We start from the raw sequence: 15,363 nt of genomic DNA, 5'->3' as shown, positions 1-15,363 counted from the left end.
ATGCTGGCCGTGCGCCCCCTTGAGCCGGCCGGCATGCGGCATGGGGAGGTGGCCGTGGCAGGCGGCCGCCTTCCCATCACCTGTGCCGGGGAGGGGCCGCCGGTCATCCTGCTCCACGGCTGGACGCTCGACCACCGAATGTGGGCGCCGCAGGTGGAGGGCCTCGCGGACCGCCACCTGCTCGTCATGCCCGACCGGCGCGGCCACGGGCGCGCCACCGCCCCGCCCGACCTTGCGCGCGAGGCCGAGGACGTCATCGCCATCGCCGACGCGCTCGGGCTCGAGCGTTTCGCTCTCGTCGGCCTGTCGCAGGGCGCGCTGGTCGCGCTCGATGCGGCGCGGCGGCTCGGGGAGCGGGTGACGGCGCTCATCGTCGCGGGCGCGCCGCTCCCGGCGCTGGTGCCGCGCGACGAGGTGATCGACCTCGAGGCTCTGCGGGCGCTCGCCGCCTGCGGCGACGTCGCGGGGCTGCGGGCCGCGTGGGGCCGCCACCCGCTGATGCAGACGCGCTCGCCAGAGGCCGCCGCGCTCGCCGCCGAAATGCTTGGCCATTATGACGGGCGCGACCTGCTTGCGCCCTCCGAGGCCCCCGGCCTGCCGCGCGAGGCGCTCGCGGGCCTCGCGATGCCGGTTCTGGCGCTCGCAGGCGAGCACGACACGCCGTGGCGGCGCGAATGCGCGCGGGCGCTCGGCGCGCTCGCGCCGCGCGGGGCGCACGCCGAGGTGCCCGGTGCCGGCCACCTCGCCAATCTCGACAATCCGCAAGCATTCAACCGCATCATTCGCGACGTCCTGCCCGGATCCGCGCCGAGCCCACGCTGAACTTTTCGAGAAGGAGAGAGACCGATGCTGCTACCGACCTCGCTCGTGGGTTCCTACGCCCAACCCGACTGGCTGATCGACAAGGAGAAGCTGAAGGGCCGCTTCCCGCCGCGCGTGCGCGCAACCGAGCTGTGGCGGGTCGATCTGGCCTACCGCGAGGAAGCCTTCGACGATGCCACCCTGCTGGCGATCCGCGATCAGGAACGCGCCGGGCTCGACATCATCACCGATGGCGAGATGCGGCGCGAGAGCTACTCGAACCGCTTCGCCACCGCGCTCGAGGGTGTCGATCTCGACAATCCCGGCATTGCCCTCGACCGGAGCGGCGAGCCCAATCCGGTCCCGCGCGTCGTCGGAAAGATCCGGCGCAAGCACGCGGTCGAAACCCGCGACGTCGCATTCCTGCGCGCGAACACCGACCGGATGATCAAGATCACCGTGCCCGGCCCCTTCACCATGGCCCAGCAGGCGCAGAACGACTTCTACAAGCACGAGGCCGAGATGGCGCAGGATTACGCGGTCGCGGTCAATGCCGAGATCAAGGACCTGTTCGCCGCCGGGGCCGATATCGTCCAGATCGACGAGCCCTATATGCAGGCGCGGCCCGAAAAGGCGCGCGAATACGGGCTCGCCGCGCTCGAGACCGCGTTCGACGGGGTCGAGGGGCGCACCGCGCTGCACATCTGCTTCGGCTATGCCGCGCTGATCCACGAGCGGCCGCAGGGCTACAATTTCCTGCCCGAGCTGGCCGGATCGCCGGTGCAGCAGATCTCGATCGAGACCGCGCAGTCCAGGCTCGATTGCAGCGTGCTCGAAAGCCTGACCGGCAAGACGGTGATCCTCGGCGTGCTCGACCTGTCGACCCACGAGGTCGAAACTCCCGAGGAGGTCGCCGCGCGCATCCGCCGGGCGCTGCCGCACATCGCGCCCGAACGGCTGGTGATCGCGCCCGATTGCGGCCTGAAATACCTGCCGCGCGAGGTCGCGTTCGGGAAGATGAAGGCGATGGCCGACGGCGCGGCGATCGTGCGCGGGGAATTGTCGTGAGCGGCTTCCTCACCACCCATGTCGGCAGCCTGCCGCGACCAGAGGCGCTGCTCGACCTCGTCTTTGCGCGCGAAGGCGGGGAGGCCGTCTCGGAGGAGGCCTTCGACGCCGCAGTCGAGGAGGCGACCGCTTATGTCATCCGCCGCCAGATCGAGGCGGGGGTGAGCATCGTCAACGACGGCGAGCAGTCGAAACCCTCCTACGCGACCTATATCAAGCACCGGCTCTCGGGCTTCGGGGGCGAGGCGGGGCAATATGAATTCGCCGACCTCGAGGCCTTCCCCGGGGCCAAGGCGCAGGTCTTCGGCAACAAGGGCCGCGCCAAGCGCTCCGCCCCCGCCTGCACCGCGCCCATTACCGTCATCGACATGGAAGCGCCCCGGATCGACGCGGAGCGCCTCGTCAGGCTGGCGAATGGCCACGCGACCTTCATGTCCGCCGCCAGCCCCGGCGTCACCGCGCTGTTCTTCCCCAACCAGTTCTATGCGAGCGACGAGGAATATGTCTTCGCCCTCGCCGAGGGGCTGCGCCACGAATACGAGACCATCGCGGCGGCCGGGATCACGCTGCAAGTCGACTGCCCCGACCTCGCGATGGGCCGCCACGTGCAGTTCACGCACCTCTCGACGGAGGAATTCCGCAAGCGCATCGGCATGAACATCGCCGCGCTCAATCATGCGGTGCAGAACATTCCCCCCGAGCAGCTCAGGATGCACCTGTGCTGGGGCAACTATCCGGGGCCGCACCACTGCGACGTGGCGCTGGGCGAGATCGCCGACATCGTCTGGACCGCCAAGCCGCGCACCGTTCTGCTCGAGGGCGCCAACCCCCGCCACGCGCACGAATTCGCCTTCTTCGCCGACCACCCGCTGCCCGAGGACAAGATCCTGTGCCCCGGCATGGTCGAGCCGCAGTCGCCCTATATCGAGCACCCCGAGCTCATCGCCCAGCGCATCGGCCGCTATGCCGACCTCCTGGGCCGCGAGCGGGTGATGGCGGGGGTCGATTGCGGCTTCTCGGTCCATGCGGGGTCGAACAGCCTCGATCCCGAGATCGTCTGGGCCAAGCTCGCCGCGCTCGCCGAAGGGGCGGCGATCGCCTCGGAGCGCTATTTCTGACAAGCCCGCGCTTGCCGCGCCCGCCCAAGCGCGGCTAACCTCGGCGGCGATGGACGCGAAGACACGCCCGGTCAGCCACAAGGCGCTGCTCGTCGAGAACGGCACGGTCAGCGAGATTCCGCCCGAGGCTGTCGCGGGTTATGCCGGGCCGGGCTTCGTGTGGCTCCACGCCGAGGGCGTCGGCCACGGCCAGCGCGAGGGGACGGAGATCCCCGAATACGTCCCGCCGATGGCGAAGAACGCCCTCCTCGCGAGCGAGACCCGGCCGCGCTGCGACGAGGTCGACGATGCCGCGCTCATCAACCTGCGCGGGCCGGCGGCCGAGGCGATGGAGGATTCGGACGGCCTCGTCTCGATCCGCCTGTGGGTGGAAGGCCACCGCGTCACCTCGGCGAGCCGTCACCGCATGGCGGCGCTCCCCAAAGTCGAGAGGGCGATGCGCGCCGGCAAGCTGACCGACGGCGGCGATTTCGTGGCCTTTCTCGCGCAGGCGATCAGCACCGCGCTCGACCCCGAGGTCGCCGACCTCGGCGACAGCCTCGACGATTGCGAGGGGATGCTCGACGGCGGGAACGTCTACGAGCTCAGGCGCAAGATCGCGTGGATCCGCTCGCAGTCGATCGTGCTGCGCCGCTTCGTCGCGCCCGACCGCGATGCGCTCGCGGCGATGGCGCAGCTCGAGTTCGAGTGGATCGCCAAGGAGGACCGGATGCACCTGCGCGAGGCGGCGGACCGCTTCGCGCGCATGGCCGAGGAACTGGAGGCGGTGCGCGAGCGGGCGGCGCTGCTCCACGAACAGCTCACCGACCTGCGCGCCGAGATGATCGACCAGCGCAGCCTCGCGATCGCGGTGGTGGCCTTCATCTTCCTGCCGCTGACCTTCATCACCGGGCTGCTCGGGATGAATGTCGAGGGCATTCCGGCGGCGAAGGAGCCCTGGGCCTTCTGGGGGGTGGTGGGGTTCTGCGTGCTGGTCGGCGCGGCGGTGGCGGGCTGGTTCGCGTGGCGCCACTGGCTCGAGGACTGAGCCGCCCCCCTCTCAATAAGGCCATTGCCCCGCGGGCCGCTTGGCCCCTATCCCTTGGCGCGGGAGAGGACAGGATGAGCGCATTTCCGGCGCGGCCCGAAGCGATCGGGGCGGCGTGGTGGGGCGAGGTGCTGGGCCGCGTGCCCGAGCGCTGGTCTCACGAGAAGATCGGCACCGGGCAGGTGGGGGATTCGGTGCGCTTCACGCTTCGCTTCCCGGGGGAGACCATGACCCTCGCCGGCAAGTTCGCCGCCGCCGATCCGACCAGCCGCGGCACGGCGGCGATGCTCGGGCTCTATGCGAAGGAAGTGCGCTTCTACCGCGAGATTGCCCCGCACTTGCCGGTGCGCACGCCGCAGGTCCACTACGCCGCGATGGCCGAGGACGGGGCGAGTTTCTGCCTGATCTTCGAGGATCTGGGCCCGGCGCGCGGGGGCGACCAGATCGCCGGCTGCTCGCTCGCCGACGCGCGGGCGGCGGTCAGCCAGGCCGCCGCGCTCCATGCCCCGAGCTGGGGGAATGCGGCGATGCTCGGCCGCGACTGGCTCCAGCCCGACCCCGCCGCCGCCGCGCAGGTCAGGGCGCTTTACCCCCAGGCGCAGGCGATCTTCCGCGAGCGCTATGCCGGGGTTCTCGAGCCCGAATACATGGCGCTGTGCGAGGAATTCGCCGCGCTCAACGCCGCGACGGAGCGCCGCAGCGCGCCGGTCAGCCTCGTCCACGGCGACTTCCGCCTCGACAACCTGCTGTTCGACATCAGGGGCGGGGCGGAAGAGATCGCGGTGCTCGACTGGCAGACGCTGACGCTCGGCAATGGGCTCACCGACATCGGCTATCTCCTCGGCTGCGGGATCGGCAACGAGCTGCGCCGCGCGCACGAGGGCGAGCTCCTCGACCTCTACTGCGCCGAGATGACCGCCCGCGGCGTGCCGCTCACCCGCAAGGGCGTGTGGCGCGACTACGTGACGGGGGCGCTCCACGGGGTCTCGACCGCGGTGTTCAGCGCCGCCTTTGTCGTCCGCACCGAGCGGGGCGACGCGAATTTCCTGTCGATGGCGCGCGGCGCCTGCGCCCTCGCCCTCGAGCACGGCGCGCTCGACTTGCTCAGGGAAGGATGACGCAATGGTGCTGAGCCGCGGGGACGACTTCCCCATCCACCAGACCCCCGATCCGGTCGCCTATGCGGGCACGGACCGCAATTTCTACGACCGCTACTTCTTCAACGGCTATGCGCCCGACGGCGGCACCTTCTTCGCGGCCGCCTTCGGGATCTACCCCCACCTCGACGTCGCCGACGCGCATTTCTGCGTGGTGAGGGCCAAAGACGGGGCAAGCGTCCAGCACTGCCTCCACGCGAGCCGCAAGCTCGGCATGGAGCGCATGGACCTCGCCTGCGGGCCGATCCGCATCGAGGTGGTCGAGCCGCTCCGGCGGCTGCGGGTGGTGGTGGATGGCGAGGGCGTCGCCGCCGACCTCACCTTCACCGGGCGCGCCTTCCCGATCGAAGAGCCGCGCTTCACCTGGCGCGTCGGCCCGCGCACGGTGATGGACTACACCCGCCTCACCCAGAACGGGCATTACGCGGGCTGGGTGGAGGTCGACGGCGCGCGAGAGACGCTCCCTGCGGCAAGCCCCGGCACCCGCGACCGCAGCTGGGGCGTGCGGCCGATCGGCGCGGCGGACCCGCAGTTCGCGGGGCGCGCGGTGCCGCAGTTCTTCTGGCAATGGACCCCGGTCAACCTGCCGGACCGCAGCCTCTTCTTCCACCTCAACGCCGATGCCGAGGGCACCCCCTGGAACACCCGCGCGGTAATCGTTCCCGACGGCGCAGGGGCCGAGGGCGCGACCGAGTTCCACGCCCCGCAGATGACGACGGCGCTTGGCCCGGGCACCCGCTGGCCGGCCGCGAGCGAGCTCCAGGTCGGCAAGGAGCGCTTCCGCCTCGTGCCGCTCAGCCGCTTCCAGATGCGCGGCCTCGGCTACACCTCGCCCAAGTGGGGCCACGGCCTCGACCACGGCCCGCTGAAGGTCGAGCGCGAGGACATCGACCTCGCCGCCATCGACCCCGCGCGGCCCGACAACCTCCATGTCCAGATGCTTTGCCGCGTCGAAGGCGCAGGCGGCGAGGCGGGGCTCGGCGTCTTCGAGCAGCTCGCAATCGGCGACTACGCCCCGCTCGGCCTCAGGGGTCTCGCGGGACGCGACTGACTCCGCCGGTTCAGTAGACTGCGAGCGGCTGGGGCGCGGCGATCACGCGCTGGCGGCCGAGGCTGTGGCGGACGATGGTGTCGACCAGTTGCTCGTGCGACAGCCCGACCAGCCGCGCCGAGCGCGAGATCGTCTTCTTCGACCAGAGGTTGCACGACAGGTTGACCTCGATGAAGGCGATGGCGCCGGTCGCGGGATCGAAGCGGAACTCGAAGCGGCCGTAGTCGAAGGGCCAGAACTCCCTGAGGAGCGGCGCGACCGCGTCCTTGAGGCGCTGGACGAGCCCCGGGTCCTCCACCGGGAAGAGCGGGTCGAGCGCGTCGGTCGGCACCAGCCCGCGCTTCTCCTCGTAGGACCGCACGCGGGTCGGATCTTCGGGCTGGTAGGCCATCGGCGGCAGGATCCACGGCTTGCCCGTCTCCCCGCCGATCACCGGCACCGCGATGTCGATCAGGGGATGCCAGCGCTCCACCAGCGCGTCGTGCGCCCGCTCGTGCAGCCAGCGGACATGGTCGATCGCCTCGCGCCAGTCGTCGCAGACCTTCACGCCCCACGAGGCGGAGGAGGCGTTGGGCTTGACGACCAGCTTGCCCTCGCGGGCGAAGGGCGGGGGCGCGGTGTCCGTGCTGGTGCGCGGAAAGAACTTCCAGTCCGCCGTCGGCACCCCGTGCGAGCGCGCGACGATCTTGGTGAGGTGCTTGTTGTCGGTCAGCCCGCGGATGATCGGCGCGGCGCCGAGGAAGGGAATGCCGGCGCGCGTCAGCAGCAGCGGGGCGAGCATCTCGCTATGCGTGAAGCCCGCGCGGTTGAGCAGCGGGATGACGAAATCGACGTCGGGCCGCTCGTAGAGCGCGTCATAGTTGTTCGCCGCCGTGACGAGATAGCCGAGGTTCTCGAGCGTGGTGCGCAGCTCGTGGTGGTAGACGGCGTGGTTGCCGTCGACCGGATCGAGCGCGCCGTCGCTCCGGGCGTGTTTGGCGAGCAGCAGGATCCGCAGGGTTCGGCGCGCGTTGCGGGCGCGCAGCGCCTCGGGGGAATGGTGATACACGTGTGGCCTCTAGGCTTGCCGCAATCCGAGGCCGGGTATGCATCGATGGTGTCATCCTAATCTCAACAGGATCGGTTGACAATAGGCTTTGCTGCGAGCCGGGCCGCGGAGCGGTCCTGGCGAGAGGGCACGCCACTCGCCCCAGCGGCTCCGTCGGCGTGAAAGGTCCCGCGGACCGGGCGAAGGGGTGTTGACCGCGCGCGCCTCTCCATGGCAAGGGGCGCCCTCGCGTTGCGCAAAGCGATGCGGGTGTAGCTCAATGGTAGAGCAGAAGCTTCCCAAGCTTACGACAATCGCGCAAATCTGCGATATTGGCTGTAAACCAGCTTTTTTGGACGCCAATAGAATCAAACAGATACCGCCCGGGTGTAAACCGCACAAGAGCCCCCAGAGGGCTCCACGGGTATCATCGTTGTCGCGCAGGGCGGACCTTTTGCCAGGGGGCGATGGAACATTTGACACGCGAAAGCGGTATTCCTGCGCATGCGCGTGCCTGCCTCACTGATTGCCCTGCTTGTCTTGTTCGCTGCCTTCCCCGGAACCTCATCGGCGCAACTCCCGCTTGGCGAACCACAAGGAACCACACAGGCAGCGAAAGACCCGTTCGATCGGGAAACGCCCCGCTCCACTGTGGCGGGATTGATCAAGGCACTGGCGGAGCGGAACTACCTGCTTGCCAGCCACTATTTCGCATCGGAGGATGATGATTCCGCCCGCATCGCCGAGCAGGCGCGGGCGCTCCAGACCTCGCTTGACGCAGGGGGCACCCTCACGCCCTTCGCCGAACTGTCGAACGATCCGGCGGGAAGGCTGAACGACGGTCTACCGCTCGATGTGGAGCGGGTGGGGACGCTGGGCGGCGAGGGCCAGACCCCGATCCTGCTGGTCCGCTCCAGCCCGGAAAGCGTTGAAGGTGATAGCGCCGGGTCGCAGCCTTCGATCTGGCGAGTTTCCGGCGAAACGCTGGCCGCCTTGAAGGCGCAGCCGAGGGATCTCGATGCCACCGTGTCGCCTGAAGAAGAGTTTCTCGTCCTCGGGGCGCCGCTCAGGGATTGGGGACTGCTCGCCGGGCTACTAGTGGTCACCTTCGGCGCATTCTGGCTGCTATCGTGGCTGGTCCTCGCCGGGCTGAGGCGGCTCCAGAGTGACCCCGATGCAAGCGGCCCCTTCCAGTTCCTCCACGCCGCGCTGCCGCCGCTCAGTCTGTTCCTCGCCGTGATCGCCTTCCGCATCTGGGGCAACGACTTGCCGGTCGCGATCGTCGCCCGGCAGACGATGCTGCGCTATGTCGGGGTATTCGCCTGGGTGGCGCTGGCTTGGTTCGCGATCCGCATGGTCGATGCGGTTGCTGCGCGGCTTACGCGCAGGCTCGGTTCACACGAGCGGCGGCAGGCCGCATCGGCGGTGACCCTCGCGCGCCGCGCGATCAAGCTGATCCTCGCGGCGATGGCGTTCATCGCCATCCTCAACACCATCGGCGTGGACATCACCACCGGGATCGCGGCGCTCGGCATCGGCGGGATTGCGCTGGCGTTGGGCGCGCAGAAGACGGTCGAGAACCTCGTCGGCAGCGTCACCGTGGTCGCCGACCGGCCGATTCAGGTCGGCGATTTCTGCCGGGTCGGTGACGTGCTCGGCACTGTCGAGGACATCGGCATGCGCTCGACCCGCATCCGCACCAACGAGCGCACCGTCGTCACCATCCCCAACGGCGACTTCGCCGCGCGGCAGATCGAGAACTACTCACAGCGCGACCGGTATCTCTTCAACCCGGTGATCGGCCTCGAATACGGCATCTCCGCCGCGCGGCTGCGCGACGGTATCGGGATTATCGAGGCGGTCCTCGCCGAGCACCCCCATGTGTCCGAGGACCCGCGCCGCGTGAAGCTGGCGAACTTCGGGGCGAGCTCGCTCGACATCGAGGTCTTCACCTACATCACCGTTCCCGACTTCGCCGAGAGCCTCGGCATCCGGCAGGAGCTGCTGCTAGCGATCCTTGAACGGCTGGACGAGGCGGGCCTGCCGATCGCCTTCCCGTCGCGGACGATTTACCTGCGGCCGGAAAACGCCGCCGCTTCTCCGCAGCCCGCCGAGGAAGTGGAGGCGTAGATGCTTCAGCGCCGAGGCCCGATCCTGCCCCCGCCGCCGCTTGCGCAGTTGCAGACCCGCGGGCGCGTCGCGCTGCTCTGCGACTTCGACGGAACAATCGTGCCGATTGCCAATAGGCCCGACGCCATAGTCGTGCCGCCGGCCTTGCCGCAGCGGCTCGAAGCCTTGGCCGAGCGGCTGGATGGCGCGTTCGCTATCGTGTCGGGCAGGAGTGTCTCGGACTTGCAGCGGTTCATTGGCCCGATAGCGATTCACTGGGCCGGATCGCACGGAGCCGACGTGCGCTCGCCTGAAGGAGAACCGCTTTCCATTGCTCGCGTCCTGCCAATGCCGGTGACCCGTGCGCTCGCCCACTTCGCGGGGGAGCACGGCCTGCTCCACGAGCCAAAGGCGCACGGCGCCGCACTGCATTATCGCTCGCAACCTGAAGACGGGGCGAAAGCCCGCGCTTTCGCCGAGGCGCTTGCAGCGGAGCATGGTCTTGTCGCCAAACCCGGCAAGTGCGTGATCGAACTGGCCTGGCCGGGCGCAAATAAGGGCGGTGCGGTGCGCCTTCTCGCCACCAGACCGCCCTTCGCAGGGTCGATGCCGATCTTCATCGGCGACGACATCACCGATGAGGATGGCTTTGCTGCCAGCGAGGCGCTGGGCGGCTTCGGAATCGCCGTCGGCGAGCGTGCCGCGACGGGTGCCAGCTACGCCTTGGGCACGGTGGAAGAGGTGCACGCATGGCTCGGCCTGTGATCCCCGACCTCGAACTCTGGCCGATCGGCAATTGCCAGATCAGCGCGCTGATCGACCGGCAGGGGGGAATCGTGTGGTCGTGCATCCCACGCGTGGACGGCGACCCGGTGTTCTGCGCGCTGATGAACGGCGAGGAGCGCGACCGCGGCACATGGCGGATCGATCTTGTCGGGCAGGTGAGCGCGACGCAGGAGTATATTCGCAACACACCCATCCTGCTCACCCGGCTTGAGGCGGAGGACGGGAGCGCGGTCGAGGTGCTTGACTTCTGCCCGCGTCACGAGGGCAAGGGCCGGATGTATCGCCCCGTCGCGATCGGGCGCATCGTGCGGCCCGTTGCCGGCTCTCCGCGCATCCGCATGGTGCTTACGCCGATGCGCGACTACGGCGCGGCGCCGGCCGAAACCACCCGCGGCACCAACCACATCCGCTACCTTCTCGGCCCCGAAACCCTGCGGCTGACCACCGATGCGCCGGTCGGATACATCCTGGAAGGGCGTCCCTTCAGGATCGAGCAGGACCTGCACTTCTTCCTCGGCCCCGATGAGCCTTTCGACGGCCCGCTGCGGGGCGAGGTGCGCCGCATGGAGCAGGCAACGAGCGGCTACTGGCAGCGCTGGGTGCGGGGCCTTGCCACCCCCTTCGAGTGGCAGGCCGAGGTGATCCGCTGCGCCATCACCCTGAAGCTGTGCCAGCACGAGGAGACCGGCGCAATCGTCGCCGCGCTCACCACCTCGATCCCCGAAGCGCCGCACTCGCAGCGGAACTGGGACTACCGCTACTGCTGGATTCGCGATTCCTACTACACCGTGCAGGCGCTGAACCGGCTGGGCGCATTGGACGTGCTCGAGAAGTATCTCGCCTATCTCAGGAACATCGTCGACGCGGCGAAGGGCGGGCAGATCCAGCCGCTCTACTCCGTCATGGGCGATGCCGAATTGCATGAGACCGCTGCCCCCGCACTCGCCGGCTATCGCGGCATGGGGCCAGTGCGGATCGGCAACGCCGCCTATCTCCAGGTCCAGCACGATTGCTACGGCCAGATCGTGCTGCCGACGGTGCAGGGGTTCATCGACCAGCGCCTCTTGCGCATGGCCGACGAGCGCGATTTCGCGAGCCTCGAAGAAGTGGGCGAGATGGCCTTCGCCATGCACGACCAGCCCGACGCCGGGCTGTGGGAGTTCCGCACCCGCAAGGAGGTGCACACCTATTCTGCGGTGATGGGCTGGGCGGCGTGTGATCGCTTGGCGATGGCCGCCGACTGGCTCGGCAAGCCCGAGCGTGCGGATATGTGGCGGGCCCGCGCCGAGGCGATCCGCGCGCGGATCGAGAGCGCTGCCTGGGTCGAGAACGGTGAGCATTACGGCGCAAGCTTCGAGAGCGGTTATCTCGACGCGAGCCTGCTCCAGATGATCGAACTCAGGTTCCTCGCCCCCGACAATCCGCGTTTCCTTGCGACCTTCGCCGCCATCGAGAAGCAACTCAGGCGGGGCGATTTCATGCTGCGCTATGCCGCAGAGGACGATTTCGGCATGCCCGAGACCGCTTTCAACGTCTGCACCTTCTGGCTGATCGAGGCGCTCCACCTCGTCGGCCGCAGCGACGAGGCGCGCGGGCTGTTCGCCACGATGCTCAGCCACCGCACCGCCTCGGGCCTGCTTAGCGAAGACCTCGACTATGTCACGGGCGAGCTGTGGGGCAACTTCCCGCAGACCTATTCGCTGGTCGGTGTCATCAACTGCGCGGGACTTCTGTCCAAGCCGTGGAGAGACGTGCGGTGAGCCGCCTCATCGTCATCTCGAACCGCGTCGCCACCCCGGATGCGCGCGGCGTCACCGGGGCGCAGGGTGGGCTCGCCGGTGCGCTGACCGCTGCGCTCAAGGACCACGGCGGGATCTGGTTCGGCTGGTCGGGGCAGGAGAGCGAGGAGGAGGAGTCTGTGGGCACCATGCAGCTGCGGCGTGCGGACGGGGTGACCACTGCGACGATCGACCTCTCGCCCCGCGACGTTGAGGAATACTATAACGGCTACGCCAACGCGACGCTGTGGCCGCTGTTCCACTACCGCCTCGACCTCACCCGCTACGAGGTGGAGACCGCCAAGGGCTACGAGCGGGTCAACCAGCACTTCGCCGAAAGCGTCACGCCGCTGATCGAGCCCGAGGATCTCGTGTGGGTGCATGACTATCACCTGCTCCCGCTCGGCGAACGGCTGCGCGCCCTCGGCATCGCCAATCGCGTCGGCTTCTTCCTCCACATCCCGTGGCCGCCGACACGCCTGTTCGTCTCGCTCCCCGACCACGAGGAACTGGTCCGCTCGCTGCTCGCCTACGACCTGATTGGCTTCCAGACCGGTGAGTGGCGCGAGAGCTTCCTTCACTACTGCCGCGAGGAACTGGGCGCGGAGGCGGATGACGCGACCGGCACGATTCGCTTCGAGGGCAAGACCGTCATCGCCCGCACCTATCCCATCGGCATAGACTGGGAGCACTTTCAGACGCAGGGCCGCACCGAGGAGGCGCGCATTGCCGAGCAGCGCCTGCGCTCCTCGACCCGAGACCGCACCGCCATGATCGGCGTCGATCGCCTTGATTATTCCAAGGGCTTGCCCGAGAGGATCGACGGCATCGCCCGCTTTTTCGACCAGCACCCGGACCGGGTGCGCGACCTCGTCTTCATCCAGATCGCGCCACCCAGCCGCGAGGACGTGAAAAGCTACCAGGACATCCGCGCGCTGCTCGAACAGAAGGCCGGGCAGATCAACGGCGCGCGCAGCGAGGTCGATCTGGTGCCGATCCGCTACGTCAACCGCGGCTACTCGCACGCCGAGCTGTTCGGCTTCTTCCGCGCGGCCAAGATAGGGCTGGTAACCCCGCTCAGGGACGGGATGAATCTGGTGGCCAAGGAATATGTCGCAGCGCAGGACCCCGAGGACCCGGGCGTGCTCATCCTGTCCCGCTTCGCCGGCGCTTCGCAGCAGCTGGGCGCCGAAGAGCAGGGTGCATTGCTGGTCAACTCCTACAGCCCGGACGACATTTCGCAGGCGATCCGTCTCGCACTCGACATGCCCTTGAGCGAGCGCAAGTCTCGCTATGAGGCCATGGTCGGCACGATCCGCGAGGACACGGTGCAGGAGTGGACCCGCCGCTTCTGCGAGGATCTTGCAGCGAGCAGATAGAACCACTGCCGGAACAAGGGATAACGGCGTCCGGTGAAACCCCTTCGCAATCCGATGCGGCTGGTGCCTAGCCTGTTTCTGCTGGCTATCGCCCTCGGCACGTTTGTTCTCTGCCTGCCCATCTCCACCGCCAATGGCACCGGAGCCCCGCTGCTGACCGCGCTCTTCACCGCGACCTCTGCCGTCGCTGTCACTGGGCTCGTGGTGGTCGATACCGGGAGCTACTGGTCCCCTGTCGGCCAAGTGTTTATCCTGCTGATGTTTCAGATCGGCGGGCTCGGCATCATGACCGCTGCAACGCTGCTCGGCCTCATCGCCGGTCGCGGTTTTGGCCTCAACGACCGCATGGCGACTCAGGTCGAACGCGGCCGGCTGGATACAGACGATGCGCTTTCGGTCCTCAAGCTCGTTTTTGTCATCACGGTCGTCGTTGAAACCGTCGCGGCTGCGGTTCTCGCGCTGCGTTTCATTCTCGCCTACGGCATGACGCCAGCCGAGGCGCTGTGGCATGCCGTCTTCCACGCCGTTAGCGCGTTCAACAACGCTGGCTTCTCGATCAACGCGGATGGCCTTGTCGGCTATCAGTTCGATCCGTTCGTGCTCGGCCCGGTGATGCTGGCGGTGGTCATCGGCGCACTCGGTTTTCCGGTGATGCAGGACCTCCACGACAAGGGCGCGGATTGGCGGCGCTGGTCATTGCACAGCAAGATGACGGTGGCCGGGTCGGCCGCGTTGCTGGCGCTCGGCTGCGCGGCGATCCTTGCCATGGAATGGGACAACCCGGCAACGCTCGGACCGATGGGATGGGGTGCCAAGCTGCTCAATGCCGCGTTCCATTCCGCGATGCCGCGCACGGCTGGCTTCAACAGCCTCGATGTCGGCACCTTCCGGCACGAGACGCTGATGGTCAACTACTTGCTGATGTTCGTCGGTGGCGGCAGTGCCGGGACAGCGGGGGGCATCAAGGTAACGACCTTCATCGTGCTCTTCGCCATCGTCTTGTCCGAAATCCTTGGCCGCCGCGACTCAGGGCTGTTCAACCGCCGCTTTGGCAGCGATGTCGAACGCCAGGCGCTCACGGTCACGGTCCTCGCGGCCACTATGGTGTTTGCCGCGACGACCTTTATTGCCGCGGTGAGCGATCTGCCGCTCCCCGACATCCTGTTCGAGTGCATCTCCGCATTCGCGACCGTCGGGCTCTCGACCGGCATTACCGCCGAACTGCCGCCGGGCGCGCAGGTGGCGATCATAATGCTCATGTTCGTCGGCCGGGTGGGAACCATCACCGTCGCCACCGCGCTGGCGGTGGGACGGCCTCCACGTCCCTACCGCTTTCCCAAGGAGACAGTCATTGTCGGGTAACAAACGCAGGCCCGTGGTTGTCGTTGGCCTGGGCCGCTTCGGTGGCGCGGTCGCGCTGACCTTGCGCAACATGGGCACCGAGGTGCTCGGGATCGATATGGACGCGCAGCGCGTCCAGGCTCATGCGAACGAGCTTACCAAGGTGGTCGAGGCCGACAGCACCGATGGCGCCGTGCTGCACCAGCTCGGCGTTGCAGACTTCGAGGCGGCGGTCGTGGCGATCGGTAGCGACATCGAGGCGAGCGTGCTGACCGTCCTCGCGCTTGCCGAACTCGGCCTTACCAACATCTGGGCCAAAGCCACCAACCAGAGGCATGCGCGCATTCTCGAACGCATCGGTGCGACCCACGTTGTCTTCCCCGAGCAGCGAATGGGTGAGCGCGTGGCCCATCTTCTTAACGAACGGCTGCTCGACTTCATCGCCTTCGACGACGAGTTCGCGATCGCGCGGTTGTGCGCCCCTGAGCCGATCGTCGGCTTGCCGCTCATCACCAGCGCGTGCCGCGCCAAATACAACGTCACGGTGGTGGGTGTGAAACGCACCGGCGAGAATTTCATCCATGCGGTGCCCGACACCCTGATCTTTCCTGGTGACGAGCTGGTGGTATCTGGTCGGATCAGGGACATCGAACGGTTCTCGGCGATATGAATGCTGCTCGATCGCGGTGGGTTACCTTAGGAGGCTGATCGAGGTGACTTC

General features: G+C 68.0%; 13 protein-coding genes. 12 read left to right on the top strand and 1 reads right to left on the bottom strand.

Features of this window, described 5'->3' with window-relative positions:
- The first annotated feature begins 54 nt into the window (after window positions 1-54).
- The 6 genes from ACLBKU_RS02885 to ACLBKU_RS02860 all read left to right on the top strand — a co-directional run bounded on the left by ACLBKU_RS02885 (window position 55) and on the right by ACLBKU_RS02860 (window position 6,222).
- Window positions 55-822, top strand: a complete 768-nt coding sequence (locus ACLBKU_RS02885) for an alpha/beta fold hydrolase (protein ID WP_410178029.1) — start codon at window positions 55-57, stop codon at window positions 820-822.
- 24 nt (window positions 823-846) lie between these two features.
- Window positions 847-1,869: a 5-methyltetrahydropteroyltriglutamate--homocysteine methyltransferase gene (locus ACLBKU_RS02880; RefSeq protein WP_410178028.1), complete on the top strand. Its 1,023-nt coding sequence runs from the start codon at window positions 847-849 to the stop codon at window positions 1,867-1,869.
- Window positions 1,866-2,987, top strand: coding sequence for a cobalamin-independent methionine synthase II family protein (locus tag ACLBKU_RS02875; RefSeq protein WP_410178027.1), 1,122 nt, complete (start codon window positions 1,866-1,868; stop codon window positions 2,985-2,987). Before ACLBKU_RS02880 ends, ACLBKU_RS02875 begins: the two co-directional genes overlap by 4 nt.
- Before the next feature lie 49 nt (window positions 2,988-3,036).
- Complete coding sequence (locus ACLBKU_RS02870; protein ID WP_410178026.1) at window positions 3,037-4,014, top strand: zinc transporter ZntB; 978 nt, start codon at window positions 3,037-3,039, stop codon at window positions 4,012-4,014.
- Between the two features lie 74 nt (window positions 4,015-4,088).
- The gene (locus ACLBKU_RS02865; RefSeq protein ID WP_410178025.1) at window positions 4,089-5,132 is read left to right on the top strand and encodes a phosphotransferase; all 1,044 of its coding nucleotides are present in this window, start codon (window positions 4,089-4,091) and stop codon (window positions 5,130-5,132) included.
- A 4-nt stretch (window positions 5,133-5,136) separates the two neighbouring features.
- Window positions 5,137-6,222: a hypothetical protein gene (locus ACLBKU_RS02860; RefSeq protein WP_410178024.1), complete on the top strand. Its 1,086-nt coding sequence runs from the start codon at window positions 5,137-5,139 to the stop codon at window positions 6,220-6,222.
- 10 nt (window positions 6,223-6,232) lie between these two features.
- On the opposite strand, the gene ACLBKU_RS02855 is transcribed toward ACLBKU_RS02860, so the two are convergent.
- Entirely contained in the window at window positions 6,233-7,270 is a 1,038-nt protein-coding gene (locus ACLBKU_RS02855) for a phosphoribosylglycinamide synthetase (protein WP_410178023.1), read from the bottom strand.
- 483 nt (window positions 7,271-7,753) lie between these two features.
- Between ACLBKU_RS02855 and ACLBKU_RS02850 the strand changes: the two genes are divergently transcribed.
- From ACLBKU_RS02850 to ACLBKU_RS02825, 6 genes are read left to right on the top strand one after another with little or no spacing between them, the layout of a single operon-like run.
- Window positions 7,754-9,379 carry a mechanosensitive ion channel family protein gene (locus ACLBKU_RS02850; protein WP_410178022.1) on the top strand — a complete coding sequence of 542 codons (1,626 nt, stop codon included), beginning with the start codon at window positions 7,754-7,756 and terminating at the stop codon, window positions 9,377-9,379.
- On the top strand, window positions 9,380-10,123 hold the full coding sequence (gene otsB / locus ACLBKU_RS02845; protein ID WP_410178021.1) for a trehalose-phosphatase: 744 nt from the start codon (window positions 9,380-9,382) through the stop codon (window positions 10,121-10,123).
- Window positions 10,108-11,904, top strand: coding sequence for a glycoside hydrolase family 15 protein (locus tag ACLBKU_RS02840; protein WP_410178020.1), 1,797 nt, complete (start codon window positions 10,108-10,110; stop codon window positions 11,902-11,904). Before otsB ends, ACLBKU_RS02840 begins: the two co-directional genes overlap by 16 nt.
- Window positions 11,901-13,301, top strand: coding sequence for a trehalose-6-phosphate synthase (locus tag ACLBKU_RS02835; protein WP_410178019.1), 1,401 nt, complete (start codon window positions 11,901-11,903; stop codon window positions 13,299-13,301). Before ACLBKU_RS02840 ends, ACLBKU_RS02835 begins: the two co-directional genes overlap by 4 nt.
- Window positions 13,302-13,334: 33 nt before the next feature.
- Window positions 13,335-14,663 carry a TrkH family potassium uptake protein gene (locus tag ACLBKU_RS02830; RefSeq protein ID WP_410178018.1) on the top strand — a complete coding sequence of 443 codons (1,329 nt, stop codon included), beginning with the start codon at window positions 13,335-13,337 and terminating at the stop codon, window positions 14,661-14,663.
- The gene (locus ACLBKU_RS02825; RefSeq protein ID WP_410178017.1) at window positions 14,653-15,312 is read left to right on the top strand and encodes a potassium channel family protein; all 660 of its coding nucleotides are present in this window, start codon (window positions 14,653-14,655) and stop codon (window positions 15,310-15,312) included. The genes ACLBKU_RS02830 and ACLBKU_RS02825 overlap by 11 nt, the downstream gene beginning before the upstream one ends.
- Window positions 15,313-15,363: the final 51 nt, after the last annotated feature.

The sequence above is a fragment of the Erythrobacter sp. NE805 genome (assembly GCF_046452355.1).
GTDB lineage: Bacteria > Pseudomonadota > Alphaproteobacteria > Sphingomonadales > Sphingomonadaceae > Erythrobacter.
The sequence above is the reverse complement of the archived record's forward strand: the minus strand, read 5'-3'. Positions and strand labels throughout refer to the sequence as shown.